At 43.1% G+C, this 20,417-nt stretch carries 22 protein-coding genes; 9 read left to right on the forward strand and 13 right to left on the reverse strand.

Annotated features, from left to right (window positions below):
- Positions 1-95: 95 nt before the first annotated feature.
- The 6 genes from mnmE to hemE all read right to left on the reverse strand — a co-directional run bounded on the left by mnmE (position 96) and on the right by hemE (position 5,958).
- Entirely contained in the window at positions 96-1,469 is a 1,374-nt protein-coding gene (mnmE, locus tag ACFQS8_RS11975) for a tRNA uridine-5-carboxymethylaminomethyl(34) synthesis GTPase MnmE (protein WP_382167693.1), read from the reverse strand.
- Positions 1,470-1,533: 64 nt separating this feature from the next.
- Positions 1,534-1,884, reverse strand: coding sequence for a Spx/MgsR family RNA polymerase-binding regulatory protein (locus tag ACFQS8_RS11980; RefSeq protein WP_382167695.1), 351 nt, complete (start codon positions 1,882-1,884; stop codon positions 1,534-1,536).
- Between the two features lie 90 nt (positions 1,885-1,974).
- On the reverse strand, positions 1,975-3,231 hold the full coding sequence (rho, locus tag ACFQS8_RS11985) for a transcription termination factor Rho (protein WP_382168615.1): 1,257 nt from the start codon (positions 3,229-3,231) through the stop codon (positions 1,975-1,977).
- Positions 3,232-3,437: 206 nt separating this feature from the next.
- A complete protein-coding gene (locus tag ACFQS8_RS11990; protein WP_382167697.1) occupies positions 3,438-3,875 on the reverse strand; it encodes a CopD family protein in 438 nt (145 codons plus the stop codon).
- Positions 3,876-3,892: 17 nt separating this feature from the next.
- Positions 3,893-4,915: a ferrochelatase gene (hemH, locus tag ACFQS8_RS11995; protein WP_382167699.1), complete on the reverse strand. Its 1,023-nt coding sequence runs from the start codon at positions 4,913-4,915 to the stop codon at positions 3,893-3,895.
- 8 nt (positions 4,916-4,923) lie between these two features.
- Positions 4,924-5,958, reverse strand: coding sequence for a uroporphyrinogen decarboxylase (hemE, locus tag ACFQS8_RS12000; protein WP_382167701.1), 1,035 nt, complete (start codon positions 5,956-5,958; stop codon positions 4,924-4,926).
- 417 nt (positions 5,959-6,375) lie between these two features.
- On the opposite strand from hemE, the gene ACFQS8_RS12005 reads away from it, so the two are divergent.
- The 5 genes from ACFQS8_RS12005 to dnaQ are packed head-to-tail and all read left to right on the forward strand — an operon-like array spanning position 6,376 to position 9,988.
- Complete coding sequence (locus tag ACFQS8_RS12005) at positions 6,376-7,191, forward strand: pyruvate, water dikinase regulatory protein (protein ID WP_382167702.1); 816 nt, start codon at positions 6,376-6,378, stop codon at positions 7,189-7,191.
- A 58-nt stretch (positions 7,192-7,249) separates the two neighbouring features.
- Entirely contained in the window at positions 7,250-7,849 is a 600-nt protein-coding gene (locus ACFQS8_RS12010) for a Maf family protein (protein ID WP_382167704.1), read from the forward strand.
- A complete protein-coding gene (gene aroE, locus ACFQS8_RS12015; protein ID WP_382167706.1) occupies positions 7,846-8,673 on the forward strand; it encodes a shikimate dehydrogenase in 828 nt (275 codons plus the stop codon). The genes ACFQS8_RS12010 and aroE overlap by 4 nt, the downstream gene beginning before the upstream one ends.
- A complete protein-coding gene (gene coaE / locus ACFQS8_RS12020; protein WP_382167708.1) occupies positions 8,674-9,288 on the forward strand; it encodes a dephospho-CoA kinase in 615 nt (204 codons plus the stop codon).
- 1 nt (position 9,289) lies between these two features.
- Complete coding sequence (dnaQ, locus tag ACFQS8_RS12025; protein ID WP_382167710.1) at positions 9,290-9,988, forward strand: DNA polymerase III subunit epsilon; 699 nt, start codon at positions 9,290-9,292, stop codon at positions 9,986-9,988.
- 79 nt (positions 9,989-10,067) lie between these two features.
- Here dnaQ and secB read toward each other — a convergent pair whose 3' ends face one another.
- The gene (secB, locus tag ACFQS8_RS12030; RefSeq protein ID WP_382167711.1) at positions 10,068-10,607 is read right to left on the reverse strand and encodes a protein-export chaperone SecB; all 540 of its coding nucleotides are present in this window, start codon (positions 10,605-10,607) and stop codon (positions 10,068-10,070) included.
- A gap of 152 nt (positions 10,608-10,759) precedes the next feature.
- Between secB and ACFQS8_RS12035 the strand changes: the two genes are divergently transcribed.
- Genes ACFQS8_RS12035 through ACFQS8_RS12045 form a run of 3 tightly spaced genes read left to right on the forward strand, consistent with a single transcriptional unit; the run spans position 10,760 to position 13,210 of the window.
- Positions 10,760-11,359, forward strand: coding sequence for a Tim44/TimA family putative adaptor protein (locus tag ACFQS8_RS12035; RefSeq protein ID WP_382167713.1), 600 nt, complete (start codon positions 10,760-10,762; stop codon positions 11,357-11,359).
- The gene (mltA, locus tag ACFQS8_RS12040; RefSeq protein ID WP_382167715.1) at positions 11,287-12,627 is read left to right on the forward strand and encodes a murein transglycosylase A; all 1,341 of its coding nucleotides are present in this window, start codon (positions 11,287-11,289) and stop codon (positions 12,625-12,627) included. The genes ACFQS8_RS12035 and mltA overlap by 73 nt, the downstream gene beginning before the upstream one ends.
- Positions 12,620-13,210, forward strand: coding sequence for a Smr/MutS family protein (locus ACFQS8_RS12045; protein ID WP_382167716.1), 591 nt, complete (start codon positions 12,620-12,622; stop codon positions 13,208-13,210). The genes mltA and ACFQS8_RS12045 overlap by 8 nt, the downstream gene beginning before the upstream one ends.
- A 10-nt stretch (positions 13,211-13,220) precedes the next feature.
- On the opposite strand, the gene hisE is transcribed toward ACFQS8_RS12045, so the two are convergent.
- The 6 genes from hisE to hisB form a co-directional block, all read right to left on the reverse strand.
- Positions 13,221-13,574 (reverse strand): phosphoribosyl-ATP diphosphatase, encoded by a 354-nt coding sequence (hisE, locus tag ACFQS8_RS12050; protein ID WP_382167718.1) that lies wholly within the window; start codon positions 13,572-13,574, stop codon positions 13,221-13,223.
- A 13-nt stretch (positions 13,575-13,587) separates the two neighbouring features.
- Positions 13,588-14,358 carry an imidazole glycerol phosphate synthase subunit HisF gene (gene hisF / locus ACFQS8_RS12055; protein ID WP_382167720.1) on the reverse strand — a complete coding sequence of 257 codons (771 nt, stop codon included), beginning with the start codon at positions 14,356-14,358 and terminating at the stop codon, positions 13,588-13,590.
- A gap of 89 nt (positions 14,359-14,447) precedes the next feature.
- Positions 14,448-16,400 (reverse strand): alpha/beta hydrolase family protein, encoded by a 1,953-nt coding sequence (locus tag ACFQS8_RS12060; RefSeq protein WP_382167722.1) that lies wholly within the window; start codon positions 16,398-16,400, stop codon positions 14,448-14,450.
- 93 nt (positions 16,401-16,493) lie between these two features.
- The gene (hisA, locus tag ACFQS8_RS12065; RefSeq protein ID WP_382167724.1) at positions 16,494-17,222 is read right to left on the reverse strand and encodes a 1-(5-phosphoribosyl)-5-[(5-phosphoribosylamino)methylideneamino]imidazole-4-carboxamide isomerase; all 729 of its coding nucleotides are present in this window, start codon (positions 17,220-17,222) and stop codon (positions 16,494-16,496) included.
- A gap of 5 nt (positions 17,223-17,227) precedes the next feature.
- Complete coding sequence (gene hisH, locus ACFQS8_RS12070) at positions 17,228-17,869, reverse strand: imidazole glycerol phosphate synthase subunit HisH (protein ID WP_382167725.1); 642 nt, start codon at positions 17,867-17,869, stop codon at positions 17,228-17,230.
- Positions 17,870-17,928: 59 nt separating this feature from the next.
- Positions 17,929-18,540 carry an imidazoleglycerol-phosphate dehydratase HisB gene (hisB, locus tag ACFQS8_RS12075; RefSeq protein WP_382167727.1) on the reverse strand — a complete coding sequence of 204 codons (612 nt, stop codon included), beginning with the start codon at positions 18,538-18,540 and terminating at the stop codon, positions 17,929-17,931.
- A 149-nt stretch (positions 18,541-18,689) separates the two neighbouring features.
- Between hisB and ACFQS8_RS12080 the strand changes: the two genes are divergently transcribed.
- Positions 18,690-20,417 carry a putative bifunctional diguanylate cyclase/phosphodiesterase gene (locus tag ACFQS8_RS12080; protein ID WP_382167729.1) on the forward strand — a complete coding sequence of 576 codons (1,728 nt, stop codon included), beginning with the start codon at positions 18,690-18,692 and terminating at the stop codon, positions 20,415-20,417.

Here is a 20,417-nt window from a genome sequence, read left to right on the forward strand (position 1 = left end):
TGACCATCCAATATCAAGCCTATGCATGTAATGATTATATTGAATTTCGTCGAGACTTCATAATGATAAATGCAGAACATGTTTCACGTGGAACATCATTTCCCAATACAAAATTCTCCGAATATACGATCCAGAACATCCTCTGAGTCTATTTCGCCTGTAATTTTACCAATGTCGCGCGCAGCCAATCGAATATCTTCTGCGATAAGGTCAGCGGGGAAATTGTTCTCCATCGCCATTATAGCGTGTTCCAGATTTTCTTGTGCTGACATTAATAGCTGTTTATGACGCTGCCGCGAAATTAATGGAGCTGCTGATCCTGTAGACATTCGATCAACAACTACCTTCTCAAGTAGACTTTTAATTTCTTTGATGTCTTCAGAAGATTTCAAAGAAACCCGTCTCTCGATCAATTCCCTATTTTTGAAAACCTTAGCGTTCGTCACATTTTCAACTCTTTGAGACTCAGGTAAATCTACCTTATTCATCAGTAGGAAATCGCATTCTTTAGCGAAAGTTAAATCTGGTGCAGGCTGGTCTATACCGTGCAGATAAATCCGCAGATCGCTTTCTGCTGCGCGTACCAAAGCTCTTTTAACGCCTTCAGCTTCAATCTCATCGTTGGTATCACGAAGACCCGCTGTATCAGACAACCAAACAATATATCCGCCCAACTCCAATCGAACCTCAACTATATCTCGCGTAGTTCCAGGAATGCTTGATACAATTGCTGCTTCCCGTCCTGCTAAAGCATTCATCAACGTAGATTTCCCTGCATTCGGGGGACCGATAATCGAGATTTTAAATCCATCTCTAACGGCTAAGCCAGCATTCGCGTTTTTCAAAGCTGATGTAATACTTGATAGTAATCCTTGGACTATTGGAAAAGCGCGACTATCTATTCCTGCTGGAACATCTTCTTCGTCTGGAAAATCTATTGCAGCGTCAAGAGACGCCATTGCATTAATTAAATCTGTTCGCCATTTTAGACACTTACTATAAAAAGCACCGTCATACTGTTGAATAGCTTGACGTCTTTGAGCCTGTGTTTCCGCATCTATAAGGTCTCCAATAGCCTCTGCTTTGGTTAGATCCATTCGACCATTTTCAAAGGCTCTACGCGTAAATTCCCCAGGTTCAGCCATTCGGCATAACTTTGTAGCGAAACAAGCTTCCAAAACAGCTTCAACGATTGCTATCCCACCATGTAAATGTAGCTCTACAACATCCTCGCCGGTAAAACTATTAGGTCCAGACATAAGAACAATAAGAGCTTCATCCAAAGGATCTAAATACTCTTTATCTTTTGGATGAAAGAGCGTTCTTAATGAGAAACGGTGACTTTTTGGAAGACGCTTATGAGTAAGTTGTTCCAGTATAACCATAGCCTCGGGACCAGATATCCTTACAACGGAAACTCCCGCTTTACCGGACGCACTTGCGAGAGCGCAAATAGTATTTATAGCCATAATTGATTTTATCTGAAATTGAGTGTTTCACGTGAAACTAACATTAGTAGGGATAATGAAAAGTCTAAGCTAAAGTTTGTAGCACCTTCATTTGCTCTTCCTTGAAACCCAACAAAAACTGGTTTTCAAACTCGAACAAAGGACGTTTCATCAGGCTAGGGTTTTCCATCAATAGTTTTACTGCACTAGATGGATCAAGATTTTCTTTTTTAGAAACATCCAACCCGCGCCAAGTGGTACTCGATTTGTTGATCACTTTTTCCCAACCAAGAGAATCAACATAACGTTTTAAATCATCCTCCGGAACACCATCTTTTTTTACGTCTCTATATTCAAAATCAATGTTGTTTTCCTGTAGCCACTTTTGAGCTTTACGGCAGGTGTCGCATGCTTTGAGGCCAGTCATCTTCAACATTGATTATTCCAATTCTTCTCTGTTTTATACAAAAATGGGATGACACATCTTTGCATCATCCCATCTAACTTATCAATTTAAGCAATAAGATTAGTTCTTCATTGAATCAAAGAACTCGTCGTTATTCTTAGTTTGCTTCAATTTATCCAAGAGGAATTCAATTGCATCTTGTGCACCCATAGGGTTGAGAATACGGCGCAAAATATAGACCTTCTGTAGGTCTTTAGGATTCATAAGAAGCTCTTCTTTACGCGTTCCAGACTTAAGAATATCAATAGCAGGGAAGACCCGCTTATCAGCAATCTTACGTTCTAGAACGATCTCAGAGTTACCCGTTCCTTTAAACTCTTCAAAGATAACTTCATCCATGCGTGAACCTGTATCAATCAGAGCCGTAGCAATAATTGTAAGTGATCCACCTTCTTCAATGTTACGTGCAGCACCAAAGAAACGTTTAGGACGCTGAAGCGCATTCGCGTCCACACCACCAGTAAGCACTTTACCAGATGAAGGCACAACAGTGTTATAAGCACGGCCAAGGCGTGTAATGGAGTCCAACAAGATCACAACATCGCGGCCATGCTCAGCCAACCGTTTTGCTTTCTCAATTACCATTTCAGCCACTTGAACGTGACGTGTTGCAGGCTCATCAAATGTAGAGGAAATAACCTCTCCACGAACAGAGCGCTGCATATCCGTAACCTCTTCTGGACGCTCATCTATAAGCAGAACGAGAAGATAACATTCAGGGTGGTTTTCAGCGATTGACTGAGCAATATTCTGAAGAAGAACTGTCTTACCAGTACGTGGAGGAGCAACGATTAGAGCACGTTGTCCTTTACCAATAGGTGCAACAATATCTATCACCCGACCTGAGCGGTCTTTGCGAGTTGGATCACCAGTTTCAATGTTGAACCGTTCATTCGGATAAAGTGGTGTTAAGTTATCAAAATGGACTTTATGCTTAACTTGGTCTGGAGCCTCAAAGTTTATGGTTTCAACTTTTACGAGGGCAAAATAACGTTCATCATTTCTTGGACCACGAATTTCGCCTTCAACTGTATCACCGGTACGCAATCCCATACGTCGGATTTGCTGAGGGCTTACATAAATATCGTCTGGACCTGGAAGATAGTTAGATTGTGGAGATCTCAGAAAACCAAATCCATCTGATAAAACTTCAACTACACCGCCACCAACGATCTCAACATCGCGTTCGGATAGTTCTTTCAAGATAGCAAAAAGCAGTTCTTGTGTACGTAAAGAAGAAGCATTTTCAACTTCTAAGTTTTCTGCAAAAGCAAGTAAATCTGTAGGAGATTTGAGCTTGAGCTCCGCAAGCGTCATGCGCTCAGGGGTTTCTGTCTCTGACATGAACCAATATTTCTTTTTCTATGAGTAACGAATAACGAATGTGATGGATAAACTGGGCTAACGCCCACGTATATTTCGTAACGGTCAGAATAGCCGCTTAAATCTCTTCTACATAAAGGTAAGAAAAAGTCAACATTTCTCAGATTTTGATATTTAACCTACTAAAAAACTGGATCTACTTAACGTGAAAATGGTTCTACAACGACCATAATGACCGCGACTATTGCCAGTAAAAATGGAATTTCATTCAAAAATCTCAGCGTTTTTGATGACATGTTTATTCCGTCTGAAATCTCTTTTTTGTGAAGCCCTATAAAATACCCATGTGCAGCTGAAATTAGCACAACACACAGAAGTTTTATCCAAAACCATGGTTGGTGTTGAAAAGACTGCCACTGAAAATGGGCCATAGTGAACCCAAAAATCCAAGTTAAAATCATCATTGGTGTGAGAATTATTTTGCGTAGACGAGTTATAGCCGAATCCATCATCATTACTAATTCCGGATTTTGACGGCCTTCAATACGATACACAAGCAAACGTGGAAGCATTAGCATTCCAGCCATCCAGGCGATAACGCAAATAATGTGACCCGCGCGAAACCATTCATAATACATATCGAGTTGAACTCCGCTTAGGATTTAAAGTTTGTATGTGGACATTTAGACCAATTATGAGGACATAACCGACCTTCGCTTGAAGATAATATATCTGATTTCTCTAAAATTGCTTTGCGTACGAGTTTCGTTAACCCACCAATAAATTCGGATGAAATTCCTAGCGCTGGGGCTCTAAGATAAGATTTAACCCCATTTTCAATAGCTAACTCAGCATACTCATCATCTAACTCGACCAAGGTCTCAATGTGTTCAGAGACAAAAGCTATAGGGCTAACCAAAACATTTTTATTGTCCTTACCAGCTTTTTTCACACAATCATCTGTTGATGGACCAATCCATTCGAGTGGGCCGACTTTAGATTGATAACATATTTCAACATCCCAATCGCTTGGAAGTTTTTCTTTAACTGCAGCGCAGGTTTGTTCTACCTGCCATTGATAAGGATCTCCCGCATCGACCACCTTTTTGGGAAGACCGTGAGCTGACAATAAAACTCTTAAATTATCAGGAGCTCCATTTTCTTTCCAAGTGGAAACTAACTTGTCCACATGTGCCGAGATTAATCCTTCTTCAGTAGGATAGCAGCAAATAGTTGTTGCATCTCCGCCACCGACTTTTTTCCATTCAGTTACCGAAGACGCCGTCGTTATTGTGGAATATTGAGGATAAAGCGGTAGGAGTATAACTTTATCTGGCGCAAAATCAGCAACTTTCTTTACTGCATCCTCTGTAAAAGGGTGCCAATAACGCATAGCCAAAAAGCATCGCGCATCCAATCCCGTTTCTCTCAACGACTGTTCTAATACATCCGCTTGCTTTTGCGTTTCAGGTAGGAGAGGGGAGCCTCCTCCCATTTTTGCATAATTAACTTTAGCCTCTTCAGCACGTCGCGACGAGATTAATTTAGCGACCAACCATCTCAAAGGGTTTGGCAATGTAATAATAGCCTTATCTTTGAATAGATTGAACAAAAACGGTTCAACAGATTCAGCCTTATCCGGGCCGCCTAAGTTGAATAATACAATTGCAACACGCATAAAATATCCTAATCGCCTCTAATAACTCGAACTGCTCTTTCGACGTTTGCAATAGGGGTTTGCGGAGTAACCCCGTGGCCAAGATTGAATATGTGAGGGCGATTTTTAAATGCTGCTTTAATTTGTCGAATACGAGAATCCATTTCATTCCCGCCTGCAATTAAAAGCAATGGATCTAAATTTCCCTGTACAGGCATTCCTTTTGGTACAACTTCATTCGCGTAATTAACGGGTAGCGCTGTATCAAGTCCTACTCCCGTCACACCAGTTTGCTCAGCATAACGTCCTAACATGGCACCTGATCCACGCGGAAAACCAATTATAGGCTGAGTAACACCTAGTTCTCGAACACGCTCTATGAGCTTCTCTGTCGGTTTTACAACGAGCCTTTCCATCGAATTTTCTGATAAACCTTCAGCCCAGCTATCAAAAACCATCAAAGCATCTGCTCCAGCATCAGCTTGCGCCTTTAAGTAATGAGCAGTTGTTTCCACGAGAATATCCAACATAGCATCAAGATCATCCGGTTCTTGATACGCTTTTAATCTCGCTTTGGATTTATCTGTCCCCCCTTTTCCTTCAATAGCGTAAACCGCAACTGTCCAAGGAGCTCCTGCAAACCCAATAAGGGTTGTTTCACTAGGAAGCTGAGTTTTAACCCGCGAGACTGTTTCATAAACAGGAGACATACGATCCAATAATGTCTCTATAGGAAATTTATCTAGGTCTGACGCACGCTCAGCCGGATCTACTTTCGGACCTTCCCCAGCTACAAAACGAACATTTCGTCCCATCGCATCAAGTATCAATAGTATGTCTGCAAACAATATGGCGCCATCCATACCATAGCGTCTTATCGGTTGAAGGGTTGCTTCTGTAGCGAGAGAAGGGGAATAACAAAAATCCAGAAAGTCTTTGGCACGAGACCTCAATTCAAGATATTCGGGTAAGTGGCGCCCTGCCTGTCGCATCATCCATACTGGAGGATGTTCGTATATTCTCCCCTTGAGAGTCTCTAGCAGTTTCTTTTCAGACTGGGACACGTAAACTCTTTCCTTTAAATTCTTTTATTAAGTTTAGATTCTTATATGGTAATAAGACACTTGGTAACGGGGACAAGTTATTGAGTTGATTTTTATTCACATGTTATCAACACGCAACGCGGCATTAATTCACAATCACTGTGTTAATCTTAATTACGAATCATCCATGTTAACGCCTTCGTTAATAAGGGTTAATTTAGAGTCGAGTCCAAATTTAAGGATTCCGGTGAAAAGAATCTAAAAATTTTCACCCATTTTTGTACTTGTAGATAGAATTGTGGATAAAGGTTAGTAAAGTTAACCAAATTCTAAACCTAACAGTTTTTCCACAGATCACTGGGGAAAACTGGGTATGACCCAGTAATACCCTGATTTAAATGGGGTAAAACCAGTAGAGGACGGCCTAGCCGAAACTTAATGGACATATATTTCAACGTCCACCTGTTATCAGATTCGACAGGTGAAACTCTGAATGCAGTGATGCGCGCAGCTTGTGCACAGTTTGAAGATGTTTCTCCGCTGGAACATAATTATTACCTTGTGAGATCACAGCGTCAGCTTGATCGTGCTTTACGTGAAATTGAAGGTGCGCCAGGTGTAGTATTGTACACGATTTCAGATGAGGGCTTGCGGAAAACTCTCGAAGATTGGTGTGCACAAACACATACGCCAGTGTTGCCGGTTATAGATCCAGCGGTGGATGTGCTTAGTCGTTATCTTGGTTTAAGATCAAATAGATCTGTTGCTGGCCAATATATGCTCGATTCTGGCTATTTTGCACGAATTGAAGCTTTAAATTATACGCTAGCGCACGATGATGGGCAGGGCGTAGATGATTTAGGTGACGCAGACGTTGCGTTGGTTGGCGTGAGCAGAACATCTAAAACGCCTACATGCGTGTATTTAGGAAATAGAGGTATAAAAGCAGCAAATGTGCCGTTAGTACCCGGTGTAGATCCGCCTGAAATTTTGCTCGGGCCTGATGCACCATTAGTCATTGCACTCAAAATTTCGCCAAAGCGTTTGGTTGAAATTCGCAGACAACGTTTAATTTCTATCAAAGAAGATCCAAATACTGCCTATGCATCCGAAGAATCTGTTCGGGAAGAACTGACTTGGGCGAATAGATTATTCGCGAGGATGAAGTGGAAAACAATAGATGTTTCTCGTCGGTCTGTTGAAGAAACTGCCGCAGCGATTTTAAACACTATTTCAGAAAGTCGTCGTAATTAGTTCCAAAACATTAAAAAATGCGACTAAATCAATAAGTTAGATTAAAAAGGCTATATACGTGACGAAATCTGCTCTTATCTTGGCATCTCAGAGTAAATCGCGTGGTGATCTTATGCGAGGAGCGGGTTTAGAATTTGATCAAGTTTCCTCTCTCGTGGATGAAGACGCTATTAAAGCAGCTATGCGTGCGGATGGTGAAACAACCAAACGTCAAGCAGAAGCACTTGCTGAAATGAAAGCAATTAAAATATCTATGAAACATCCAGGTATTGTTTTGGGCGCAGATCAAATGCTTGATTTAGAAGGTGTGCAATTTGATAAACCTAAAACCATGGAAGAAGCGCGTGAAAACCTACTAAAGATGCGCGGTAAAACCCACACGCTAGAAACTGCTTTGGTTGCATGCGAAAATGGACAACCAATTTGGAGAGCAGCTACGCGCCCTAAACTTACTATGCGTGATTTTTCGGAAGGTTTTCTCGATCAGTATCTCCAAACTGAAGGGGAGTTAGCTCTCACAACCGTTGGAGCATACCGTCTTGAATCTCATGGTGCTCAATTGTTTTCTAAAATAGAGGGTGACTATTTCTCCGTTTTAGGTTTACCCCTCATCCAATTGCTAAATTGGCTCCAATCTCGCGGAGACCTAACACAGTGAACGCTATATCTAACACGCAAGTCTATGGCGTAATAGGAGACCCGATCGCTCAGTCCCTTTCTCCTGATATCCATAATAGGTGGATAAAATCAGCTGAGATTGACGCGTACTATAATAAGTTTCATTTACAGACGAATAGCGCCAAAACAGATATTCAAACCCTATACCGTTTTGGTGTGAAGGGACTGAATATAACAATGCCCTATAAAGAATCGGCTATTCAGGCAGCCTATTCGGTAAGTGAAACGGCTAAAATAATTGGTGTCGCAAATACATTGAAAGCGACACCTGAGGGATGGCAAGCAGAAAACACGGATGCCGTTGGCTTTCTAAATGCACTGCTTGAATGCCTTGAAGAAACGAACCTAAAAGACAAAAGAATTTTGCTAATTGGTGCCGGTGGTGCAGCCCGCGCTGTCGCATATATTCTGAATAAACAAGGAGCAGATCTTACGATTGCAAATCGTACGGTTGAAAAAGCGCAATCTCTTATTTCAGAACTCGCCCCTCAAGCTAATGCGTGTGGATTGTCTCTTTTGGCGGAGAAGATGAAAACGTCAGAAATCGTCATCAATGCGACAAGCTTGAAAGCTGGCATCGCGACGAATTTGGAATTTCCTCAAGGACAAAATCGTCTGTTTTATGATTTATCGTACGGCCAAGCGCCAAAACCTGTTTTGGCTAAAGCCAGTTTCAATGGCTGGAAGACTCAAGATGGTTTACGCATGTTAGTCGAGCAAGCCGCATTGGCTTATCAAATGTGGCATGGTGACATGCCGGACGTGAATTCAGCATTTCGCATGTGCCTTCAGAAAGTGAATTAGATGATTATTCTTGGTCTTACTGGCTCTATTGGCATGGGTAAGTCGACAACGGCTAACATGTTTAAAGATGCAGGTATTCCAGTGTATGATTCTGATGCAAGTGTGCATGCTTTATATGGACCAGAGGGCGAGGCTACCAAATTAATCTCGGCTGATTTTCCCAATGTAACCAATGAAGCGGGTGGTATTGATCGTACAAAACTTGGCCTTATTGTCTTAAAAGACGATGCTGCAATGAAACGACTAGAAGCAATTGTCCATCCTTTAGTGTTTAAGACGCGTCAGGCGTTTGTAAGTAAACATAAATCAGCAAAATCGCCATTAATCGTATTTGATGTCCCACTCTTGTTTGAAACTGGGTCAGAGACTTTTGTTGATAAAGTTCTAGTTGTCACTGCGCCTCAGGAGGTGCAGCTGAAACGCGTGTTAGAACGCAAAGGTATGACTGAAGAAAAATTTAAGTCGATCTTGAAGAAACAAATGCCAGATACTGAAAAGCGTTCACGAGCTGATTTTATTATTGATACAAGTTTAGGTATTGAGGCGGCCCAGAAAGAGGTCAATCTTATTATTAAAAAGCTGACAGACCTAAACACCAAGAACGTGGTGAATTGATATGCGTGAGATTTGCTTTGATACTGAAACGACAGGACTAAACGCAAAAGAGGGCGATCGAATTATCGAACTCGGTGCCGTGGAAATCGTAAATCTTTTGCCCACCGGCCGAGAATTTCACCGCCTTATATATCCTGAACGTGCGGTTAGTGCCGATACCGTACGTATTACTGGTATTACCGATAAAATGTTGGCTGGTAAGCCTGTATTTAGTGACCCTTCAGTGCATCAAGAATTTTTAGATTTCATTGGCGATGCGCCTTTAGTCGCTCACAATGCAGAATTTGACCGTGGATTTATCAATGAAGAATTCCGGCGTATAGGCCTACCCGAATTATCAAAAGATAGATTTGTCGATACGCTCGCCATCGCCAAAAATAAATATCCAGGTGCTTCAGCAACTCTGGATGCGCTGTGTAAGCGGTTTGATATTTCACTAGCAAGTCGTGACGTTCACACGGCGGTTGTCGACTCCCAATTGCTGGCGGCGGTTTATTTGGAATTGCAGGGTGGACGCGAACACTCCTTTGTTTTTGAAGATGAAGTAGATGAAGAAACAAAAAAACAAGTGAAAAGAATTCCGCTTCCTCAGCGTCCAAATAAACTCCCGTCGCTTATAACAGCAGAGGAAAACGAGGCGCATTTGAAGTTTGTAGATACATTGGGTGATGCACCTAAATGGAAGCAATATTTTTCTTGAGTTTTATTTATTACCTCATGCAAAAAAGGGGCGAGAGTTTCATAACTCTCGCCCCTTTTTTATCTTCAAAACTTACAAGCTAAGCTTGCTCTGAAGGAGGTGTCTCACCTGCGTTCTGTCCAGCCGCTGCAGCAGCAGCTTGTTGGCGTTGAGCACGGTATAAACCTATGAAATCAATAGGATCTATTAGCAATGGTGGATATCCACCTTCGCGTGTGACTTCTGCCATAACGCGGCGTGCAAATGGGAAAAGAAGGCGCGGGCATTCGATAAGCAATAAAGGCTCGACATCATTTTGTTGAGCATTTTTAAGTTCAAAGAGACCTGCATAAACAAGTTCAGCAATGAATACGACTTTATCTTCACGCTTGGCTTGCGCTGATAAACGTAGGTTTACTTCAAAAACACCTGGCTGTTGTGGCTGAGGGTCAGCTTTGACATCAATGCCAAGCTCTATGGCTGGTGCATTTTGACCAGCACCCGCACTTAGCGGGTTTGGGTTTTCAAAGGATAAGTCCTTAATATATTGCGCAAGAACGCTAATTGATGGTCCTGATTCAACACTTGTCTGTGCTGGATCTTTTACAGGTTGGCCTTCTGGTGTGGGCGTGTCATTCATATCTATACATCCGTTTGATACGGGGAACTGTGTGCCGCCTAACATGACCTTACTGTTCAAACAAGCATAAGGGTTGTTAGAATAGGTTTTAAGGGCTTCCATGTCGCACTATATAATGGCAGGAAGAAGCCTGATATATTATAAGAAGCGTCATGATAGATATAGAATTAATAATATTTGCTGCAGTTGCTGTTTTTGTGTTGTCCCGTTTGTACATTGTACTGGGAAAGAAAACAGGTGCTGAACCGCCTCCCTCCGTCATCCGTGAAGCCGCGAAGAATCGTGTCTCTGGTGAAGACAATGCAGATGTGTCTAGCATCCGTCCGGCTTTTACCGGTCCAGGTGCTGCTGCGATGGAAGAAATTTCTCGCATGGACCGTTTATTCACGCCGACAGATTTCGTGCGCAAATCAAAAAAAGCATATGAAATGATTGTTGAAGCGTTTGCTGAAGGTGACAAAAAAACATTGTCCAACTTGTTGGTCGATGATGTTTATGAAGCTTATGTTTCCGCAATTGATGCACGTGAAGAAAGTGGTGCAGAACCGCTTCGCTTAATGCGCCTAAAATCTGCTGAGATAGCAGATGCTGAAATTATTGATGGCTCAATCGGTCAAGTATCTGTATCTTTTGAAGCTCAGTTAAGTGACGGTGAAAACCTTAGAACGGCGAAAGAAATATGGACCTTCGAACGCGCTCTCAAAGAATCGAATCCGGCTTGGCTTCTCGCGGGCGTTTCAGAAGCCTCTTAGGGGGCTTTCTTTCAGTTTTTGCCGTTACTGCCTATGGGTGTAGTTCCACATCGACTATGCCTACTGGCCCTCAAACACCTGTTGCAACAACAGTTATTACAGGTCCTGCCCAACCGGTAGAAGTGCCGGTTGATGCTGGATTTACAATGGTTCCAGCCTCTTTTGCGGAGATGAAGGGCTGGAGCGATACTGATTTTATATCCGCTCGCTCAGCTCTTCTGGAATCATGTGGTCGTTGGGCAAATAAAAGCGATGATACGCTCATCTCCAGCCGCGCACCCTATGGCGGCGCTGTAGGTGATTGGATGCCAGTTTGCGAAGCAATTGGCAATGAAACCGTTCCTGAAAACCTTCAACCACTATTTGAAACCTTATTTACACCCTTATCGATTGTACCCGACGTAAATTCATCACGCCTAACAGGGTATTTCGAACCTGAGATTGATGTAAAATATGTGCCTGAACCGGGTTTCACTAAATCAGTACCGGGTATCCCTGATGATTTGGTTCTGGCTGAACCCACAAAGTTTGAAGCTAAATATACCAAGGGGAAAATCTGGGGCAGGGTCGTTGGTGAGGAATTAGAGCTTTATCCAGACCGCGCTGACATTATTGACCCACCAGAAAAAGCTATTGCCTATGCGCCAGCCGGCAAAGTTTTCTATCTTCAGATCCAAGGATCTGGTCGCTTGAAATTTCCAGATGGACGGGTTTTAAGAGCGGCATTTGCTGCACACAATCACAAGCCTTTCGTATCCATAGCACAACACCTTATCGACACGGGTGAGATTGAGAAACATCAAGCAGGCATGAATTCAATTCTCAATTGGATGGAACGTGTTGGCCCAGAGCGTGCTCAACAAGCTATGAATGTTAATCCGCGTTATGTTTGGTTTACGCCACAGGAAATTATGGACCCAACAAAAGGACCAAATGGTGCTCAAGGCGTACCATTAACACCAATGGCATCCATGGCAGTAGATCCTCGATATCATCCCTATGGCACACCCATATTCTTAGACACTACTATTCCCCAGCACGCAGGGGACTGGAAAGGCGCACCCTTCCAGAACATAGTGATCGCGCAGGACACAGGTGGCGCAATCAAAGGCATCTTGAGGGGGGATCTCTTCTTTGGCTGGGGTGATGAAGCAGGCGGACGCGCAGCAAGCATGAATCATGATGTTGCTATGTGGGTGTTGCTGCCTAAAGCTATCGCTGCTGATTTGACCGCCAAACATTTAGAAGCTGTAGGCGAAAATGGCTAAGAGACCAATCTCTGAAGCTGAAATGCGGTTATGGAAAAAAGTAGCAAAAACAGTCACTCCCAATAAAAAAACAACTGTAAAATCTAAGGTGGAAGTGGAAGATTTTTCAAAACTTCTTTCCAGTCATTCTCACTTAGATGCGCCTGGTTTCAGATTAGGTATAGCGAAAACCACCTCACCAAAAAAACAATCTCAAGTAACGGACTTACAAAGAAAAATTTTAAATCCTGAACCTGATTCTATACCGGATACTCCGTTATTAAACCGGGAGAAAGATAGACGCGTAAGGCGAGGTCAGACCGCAGTTGATGCTAGTATTGACCTTCATGGTTTCACGCAAATAGCCGCCAGATCCGCTTTGAGTGCATTTTTAATGCACCACCGCAATGATGGCGCAAAATGCGTACTTGTCATCACAGGTAAAGGAAAACTCGGTACAGGCGTCATTAAGAGACGGTTGTTGAGTTGGTTGGATGAACCCGACATCCGTGCTCACGTATCTTCTTATGCTTTAGCCCATCAAAAACATGGTGGAGCAGGGGCATATTATGTCTTTTTGAGAAAATTTGGTCAGCAACGCTAAAAAAGTAAAATCAATCCTTTGGACGATTTTCTTTTTCAATTATCCCAGACATGCCCTGACGTTTTGCAAGCGCATGTCCTACATCCTCAAGACTTACACCGCGCGAACGCAACGCCACAAATAAATGGTATAAAAGGTCGGCGGTTTCATTCGCCACATCCGCGTTTGTTTCTGACGTAAGCGCAATTACTGTCTCAACGGCCTCTTCACCAAACTTTTTTGCGCATTTGCTAGGGCCGGCCGCTAATAATTTAGCAGTGTAAGAAGGTTGATCATTCGTTTGTCCCTCAGCACGTGCATCTATTGTATCAGCTAGATATGTGAGCGCTTGAAATAGATTATCTGTTGGCGAAAGTTTGCTCATCATAAGGTCCAATTCAAGCCTTTTGGGGAAGGGGACGCACATAAGCTCCCGCAGCGTTTAGGGCGCGTCGCGCATCAGCTATCGTAGCTTCTCCAAAGTGAAATATAGAAGCTGCCAACACTGCATTTGCGCCGCCTTGGATAATAGCGGGCGCTAAATGATCAACATGGCCTGCGCCTCCAGATGCGATGACAGGTATTTTAACGGCATCTGTAATGCGTTGCAGTAGTTCGATATCATATCCACTTTTAGTGCCATCACGGTCCATGGATGTAAGAAGGATTTCTCCAGCGCCTTTAGATTCAACAAGTTTTGCAAATTCAATGGCATCGCGTCCTGATGATTTGCGGCCACCATGTGTGAACACGCCCCAGCTATCACCTTCTCGCCGAGCATCAATAGCCACAACGACGGCTTGCGCACCAACTTTCAAAGAACATGCCTTTACAAGGTCAGGGTCTGCAACTGCAGCGGAATTTATGCCGCATTTATCAGCCCCAGCAGATAGCAAGGTCACCATATCTTCAGGAGAACGTACACCGCCGCCCACAGTTACGGGCATAAAGCATTGATCAGCTGTACGTTCAATCACATCAAGCATCGAGCCACGGCCTTCGCTCGTCGCTGTAATATCCAAAAAACAGAGTTCATCCGCTCCTTGTTCATCATAAGCTTTAGCAAGGGCGACAGGGTCACCTGCATCGCGAAGATCAACAAAGTTCACACCTTTAACAGTGCGACCATCTTTAACGTCCAGACAAGGAATAATGCGATTTTTTAACATGGACGCTGGTTTACGCGGGAGAAGGGTGCTGAGCAAGCCTGAAAACAAAATTGCTCAACCTAGTTCTTCATAATTATTGAGCGATAGGTCTAATCTGTTGGATTATGTGTTTTGATGAATTTATCAATTGCAATTAAAGTGTCTAACCGAGTTTCATTCGTTGATAGCCAGTGATCGCCTCCTTTAAGTTTGATCAACTCAACACTTTTGTCAGCCTTTTTCAAAGCTTTCTGCATAACCACACTTTGATCAATATTTACTACGGTGTCGTCTTTGCCATGAATAAGCAGTACAGGTGCTTTGAATTTATCAGCATGATTAACCGGTGAAACGTTCTCTAGCTTCTGTTTATCTATTCTTCTATCCCCAATCACACGGGTCCAATATTCAACTATAGAACTTGAGCTCGAATGCTCATTCTTCTCTGTCTTGAGTACGCGAGGTAGATCCGATACCGGCGCGATAGCAATAACGCATTTATATAATTCAGACGTAAATGCACCCCCTGCTAAAGCAGAATAACCGCCATAACTTGCACCAACAATGCAAACTTTATCGGGATCAGTGAACCCTGAATTAATTAGAGCTTTCAAGCCATCTGTCACATCATCTTGCATGAGACCGCCCCATTCTCCACGGCCTTGCTTCTTAAAATTCCACCCAAATCCAGAAGAACCTCTAAAGTTGGGTTGCAAAACCAGATATCCTCGACTCGCAAAATACTGAGCTAGCCAATCAAAACTTAATTGATCGTAGGATTCGGGACCACCATGAGGTAGAATAATTGTAGGAATATTTGTTTTCAAATTTGGATCGGCAGGCCATGTGAGCACTGCAGGAATATTCGTACCATCTCTAGCTGGATATTCGATGGTTATTGATTCAGCGACCCATTCAGCCGGAATAATACGAGAATTGCCTAATTTTTTAAGAGACTTATCTGCATTATTGTACAGATAAAAGTCACCCACTTCCTTCCCACCCATTATTTTTAAGATGATCTTTGACCAATCTTTTGACCAAGACTCGATACTTAAAGAATACTCTTCGTAATTGCCTAAAAGCTCTTGAACAGACTCATTTATCGTTTCATCAAAAAATGCATAACTCGGGCGCATTCCCGAATATCTTACTCCAAATATTTTGTTGTTTGAGTCAGATAAAACACCGTCTATTTCGGCATTTTCTTTCGCGAGGATTGGCGGTGAAATGCTACCATCCCAGCGAAGTTCGCGAAGAGCTTCTCCTGTACCATCTTTAACACCTGTAATAATCAAGAGTGCAGATTCGTCTGACTTTACACCAACAAGAGCGAAGGGACGGAGCGGAGAGTTCTCAACTTCATAAACTTTTTCCCAATTACCGTTTCGCTTTGTATGTATGGAATAAACATTGGATTTTTCATCAAGATCTTCTCGTGCGAGGATAAGCCCTTCTTCGTTAACGAACCAATCAATCGTATGGGATGTTCCACGTTCAAATTTAGATGCTTTTCCGGTTTTGGGGTCCACAGACAACAAGTTGTAGGGGATTCTTTCAGAATATCTGTCACCTATGTAGGCTGGCATTAAAAGACGTTCTTTTGAGGGAACGAAGCCAACGATCCTACCTAACCCACTTTGACCAGGATAAAGTGTTTTATCTCGGCGTAATAGCTGAACAACTTTATTTTTGCGAGTATCGAAAGAAAAAGAAGCTCCGAACTCTATTTTTCCTTGGAATCCAAATAGTCTAGTTGTTTCCGAAGCGGTTAGGGCAGCGTACTGATCATTTATAAAATCAACGCCACGTGCCTTTACTGCTGTTGTATTTACTCCAGTAGAAGTTAGGTCGTTTACGTTGAGTACAAAAAAGGCTTCCTCATTGTCTTGGCTTTTTAGGTATCCAACTTTGTTGCCGCTAGGCGAAATGGACATGGATCTAATGATCGGAAGCTTACCATATGTTTCCAAGGGTGGCGGCGGTGATTTATCCTGAGCGCTAGCGCTAGTACTCAAAATGAGTGCCAAAAAAACACCTGAAATTCGACGAAAATGCGACATTGAATTGCTCCCCTTAAACAATAGTTTTGTTTACAATGCATCTAGTGATTGCATTGTAAAGTTAACACGCTGAATTGTAGGGAGAAATGAGAGCTAGTCTTTGGCTGCCTTTACAGCTTCTTCAGGAATAATATCACCGTCATATAAAGCGCGACCAAGTATTGTTCCGTATACTGAATTAGCACCAGTCCGTGTACGGAGTAGTGTGATGTCTTTTACGTCTCTGACACCACCTGAAGCGATAATAGGGATATTCACAGCATCGGCTAATTGGCCTGTGAACTCTACATTTACGCCTGTTTTCGTTCCGTCGCGGCCAATATCAGTTGCGATTATGGCGCAGACTCCAGAATCTTCAAATTTTCGCGCTAAATCAACTGCAGCCATGTCTGTTGTTTCGGCCCAGCCTTCTACTGCAACCATGCCTCCGATTGCATCAATTCCGACCGCAACTTGGTTAGGAAAGGCCTTTGCAGCAGTTTTCACAAACTCAGGATCCCTTACAGCAGCAGTACCCAGAATAACACGTGAAATACCAGCTTTTAGCCAACGCTCTATGCCAGCAATATCTCTAATGCCGCCACCCAATTGAACAGGTACTTGCGTTGCAGATAAAATTGCTTTTACGGCCTCTTCATTAGTTGAGCGACCATCAAAAGCACCGTTTAGATCAACCACGTGTAAATTACCAAATCCCATAGCTGCAAATTTTGCGGCTTGGTCTGCGGGGTCATCATTGAATTGTGTGGATTGTTTCATGTCACCTTTTATAAGGCGAACACATGCACCGTCTTTCAGGTCGATAGCTGGAAATAACTCCATAGGGTTTAAGGCTTCCATTTTAAAAAGTTGGCGAGCAATTTTTGACCTGTGGTTTGACTTTTCTCAGGGTGAAATTGTGTGCCGAAAATATTGTCTTTCACAACTGCTGCCGTGAACGCGCCACCATAGTCTGCTGTCGCTGCAATAACGGACTTATCCTCGGGCGTGAACGCATATGAGTGCGTGAAATAAAGGTGTGGCTGTTGCCCAAGATCATGAAAAAGAGCGTGATTGATGTGCTGAATTTCATTCCACCCCATGTGCGGGATCGCAAGCGAAGCATCGCTAGGGCAGAGCTTGTCCACACTCCCAGCAAGGAAGGACAAGCCGGGGGTCTGACCATCTTCACGGCCTAAGCTGGCAAGGAGCTGCATACCAACACAAATGCCCATAAAAGGCTTATCACCCTGCAAAACTTTGGTTCTTAATACTTCAACGACACCGTCACGGGCATTTAGTTCTTTCATACAATCACTAAAATGACCCACACCAGGAAGGAATATCGCGTCAGAATTTGCAATAATTTCAGGATCACATGTGATTTGAAGGCGTAAATCTATCTCAGCGAGCTTAGCTGCTTGAGCTAAAGCGCGGGATGCTGATCTAATATTGCCAGAGCCGTAATCTATAAGTGCTAGAGTTTTCATAATCGCGTTCTAGCGTGACAGTATTGTATCTGTCACGCAGAATAATAGGAATTTATATCCTACAAGCTACCTTTCGTAGATGCAGCCTGACCTGCAAGGCGATCATCATGCTCACTTGCCATCCGCATAGCGCGCGCTAGGCTTTTAAAACATGCCTCCGCTATATGGTGTGTGTTGACTCCGTAAAGGCATTCAACGTGTAAACAAGCCCCACAACTCATTGCAAACGCGTGGAAAAATTCTTTGAAAAGTTCAGTGTCTACATCGCCCACTTTATCGCGGTTAAATTCTACGCGCCAGACAAGGTAAGGTCTGTTACAAAGATCAACACTCGCACGCGCTAGTGTTTCATCCATGGGAATATAGGCATGTCCGAAGCGATTTATCCCCGTAAAACCACCTGTTTTTTTTGTGAGTGCATCTTTAATTGCGCCACCCAGCACAATGCCCACATCTTCCATTGTGTGGTGCATGTCTATGTGCAAATCACCCTTACACTTTATATCCAGATCAATCGCAGAGTGCTTCGCGAAACTTTCTAACATATGATCAAAAAAACCGATCCCAGTTGAGACTTTAGACTTTCCGGTCCCATCCATATCAACTTTGACGCTAATTTGCGTTTCTTTGGTTTCGCGTGATTTTTCAGCACGTCTTAGACTATCCGACATCTAAAACTCCGGTTATCGTTAATAAAGTTATTACACCTAATTCATAGCTTAACAGATGAGTTAGACTAATATTCTGAATATGTGGTGCACACACATAGTTTTTAGAAGGCTAAAAAGCACTTTTAAGAGCATTTATAAAGCGAGAAGTGATGACGGCGAAATCTTCCGATAGCCAAAAACACATAAACCTGTCACTTCGATTAACTATCGTTAGCGTCCTTGCATCTATAGTTGCAGGAATTAGCGTGCTGGTTTTTGAGGTATTTGTTGCTGGGTTTCCATCATCAATTATCAATTTAGTCGTGTGTTCGATAGTGATCTTGACGGTAGCTGGGCTGTTAGGTCTTTTAACTTATCGGACAATTCGACATTACCTTGTTCCTATTGACGCGCTTGCAGAAGGTATGCGTTCCATCCGACCGGGACAGGGTGATGATATAGCTGAATCAGCGATGGCCCTGTCTCCTGATTTGGGCGGTGCCGTAAAAGATATGACAAGCCGATATGATGCTGTCATTCGCAAATCATATAAGATGTCGATTTCTGATCCTTTGACCGGCTTAGTGAATAGGGCGCAATTTCTTAAGAAAACAGAGACTTACATTCTCACCGCTGGTGAACGGGCTGTTACTGTCGTTGTAATAGATTTGGATAAATTTAGCCGCATAAATGATAAGTTTGGTCCTATACTCGCAGATGAGTTGCTGGTGATGGTCGGCGCAAGGTTGAAAGCCTATTTAAAGGAAGCTGATTTTGTTTTACGCGGTGAGGACATTTCCAATAAATCACCAAGTATTCTCAGTCGATTATCTGCTGATACATATGCGATAGTTATCCCCTATGCTTCCCAAAAGGTAGTAGAGAAAATGGTGGAGCTTTTGCGCTTCCAACTATACAAACCTTTTACTCTTGATGGACGCTTAGTAGAGCTTACTGCAGCGTTTGCAGCTGCATCCTCGCCGCTAGATGCCACAAATGCTATTGAATTAATGAAGCAAGTAGATTTTTCCTTAAAGACATCAAAAGAGAACAAATTTTCAGGATTGCGGTTTTACGATTCCACCATGCTGGAGTCGGCTCAACGAAACCTTACTCTTGAGGACGATATCCGTCGAGGAATTGAAAACCACGAGTTCGTCCCCGTTTATCAGCCAAAAATCGAATTAGAGACTGGAATTGTTGTAGGGGCGGAGGCTTTAGCACGTTGGCGGCGTCCTGATGGGGCAGTGGTATCTCCAGGTGTATTTGTTCCTAAAGCAGAAGAAATGGGTCTTATACCACAATTGGGCGCATTGATTTTACGAGATTCCTGCATTCAAGCGGCCAAATGGGATTTCAAAGGGCATAAACCTAGACTTGCAGTGAATGTGTCACCGCTACAGTTTGAAGACCCGAACTTTATAGATGTTGTAAATGCGATATTGGAAGAGTCTGGATTACCACCCGAATGCCTTGAGTTAGAGCTCACAGAAACAGCTGCAGTTGATAATCCAGAACGTGTTGCGAAGATAATGAGGCCGTTGCGCGCGCGCGGAGTCCGTTTTGCGATTGATGATTTTGGTACGGGACACTCCAATTTCGCGACGGTAACTCGTTTACCATTTGATGTGTTTAAAATCGATCAGCAATTCGTACGTGCGCACGGCACTGATCCGCATGCGCCAGCTATCATAGAGATGATACTCGCCATGGCTGAAGCTTTAGGGCAGGAGACAGTTGCTGAAGGTGTAGAAACTCAAGAACACTATGAATTTTTGCGTCGACGGGCATGTACGATTGGCCAAGGATATTTCTTTTCTCCACCTTTGCCTGCGCATGAGTTTGAAGTTTTTGTGCATCAATGGCGTGCGCCAACGCTTACGAAAAAATTGGCTTAG

This window comes from Hirschia litorea (genome assembly GCF_042665075.1).
GTDB lineage: Bacteria > Pseudomonadota > Alphaproteobacteria > Caulobacterales > Hyphomonadaceae > Hirschia > Hirschia litorea.

Coding starts and splice junctions, on each gene's coding strand:
- mltA (WP_382167715.1), top strand. CDS start 11,287: ATGGACCTTCGAACGCGCTCTCAAAGAATCGAATCCGGCTTGGCTTCT.
- hisA (WP_382167724.1), bottom strand. CDS start 17,222: ATGGAGTTATTTCCAGCTATCGACCTGAAAGACGGTGCATGTGTTCGC.
- ACFQS8_RS12045 (WP_382167716.1), top strand. CDS start 12,620: ATGGCTAAGAGACCAATCTCTGAAGCTGAAATGCGGTTATGGAAAAAA.
- ACFQS8_RS11990 (WP_382167697.1), bottom strand. CDS start 3,875: ATGTATTATGAATGGTTTCGCGCGGGTCACATTATTTGCGTTATCGCC.
- ACFQS8_RS12005 (WP_382167702.1), top strand. CDS start 6,376: ATGGACATATATTTCAACGTCCACCTGTTATCAGATTCGACAGGTGAA.
- coaE (WP_382167708.1), top strand. CDS start 8,674: ATGATTATTCTTGGTCTTACTGGCTCTATTGGCATGGGTAAGTCGACA.
- ACFQS8_RS12060 (WP_382167722.1), bottom strand. CDS start 16,400: ATGTCGCATTTTCGTCGAATTTCAGGTGTTTTTTTGGCACTCATTTTG.
- mnmE (WP_382167693.1), bottom strand. CDS start 1,469: ATGGCTATAAATACTATTTGCGCTCTCGCAAGTGCGTCCGGTAAAGCG.
- ACFQS8_RS12035 (WP_382167713.1), top strand. CDS start 10,760: ATGATAGATATAGAATTAATAATATTTGCTGCAGTTGCTGTTTTTGTG.
- ACFQS8_RS12080 (WP_382167729.1), top strand. CDS start 18,690: ATGACGGCGAAATCTTCCGATAGCCAAAAACACATAAACCTGTCACTT.
- hisE (WP_382167718.1), bottom strand. CDS start 13,574: ATGAGCAAACTTTCGCCAACAGATAATCTATTTCAAGCGCTCACATAT.
- hemH (WP_382167699.1), bottom strand. CDS start 4,915: ATGCGTGTTGCAATTGTATTATTCAACTTAGGCGGCCCGGATAAGGCT.
- hisB (WP_382167727.1), bottom strand. CDS start 18,540: ATGTCGGATAGTCTAAGACGTGCTGAAAAATCACGCGAAACCAAAGAA.
- hisF (WP_382167720.1), bottom strand. CDS start 14,358: ATGTTAAAAAATCGCATTATTCCTTGTCTGGACGTTAAAGATGGTCGC.
- ACFQS8_RS11980 (WP_382167695.1), bottom strand. CDS start 1,884: ATGTTGAAGATGACTGGCCTCAAAGCATGCGACACCTGCCGTAAAGCT.
- hisH (WP_382167725.1), bottom strand. CDS start 17,869: ATGAAAACTCTAGCACTTATAGATTACGGCTCTGGCAATATTAGATCA.
- secB (WP_382167711.1), bottom strand. CDS start 10,607: ATGAATGACACGCCCACACCAGAAGGCCAACCTGTAAAAGATCCAGCA.
- rho (WP_382168615.1), bottom strand. CDS start 3,231: ATGACGCTTGCGGAGCTCAAGCTCAAATCTCCTACAGATTTACTTGCT.
- dnaQ (WP_382167710.1), top strand. CDS start 9,290: ATGCGTGAGATTTGCTTTGATACTGAAACGACAGGACTAAACGCAAAA.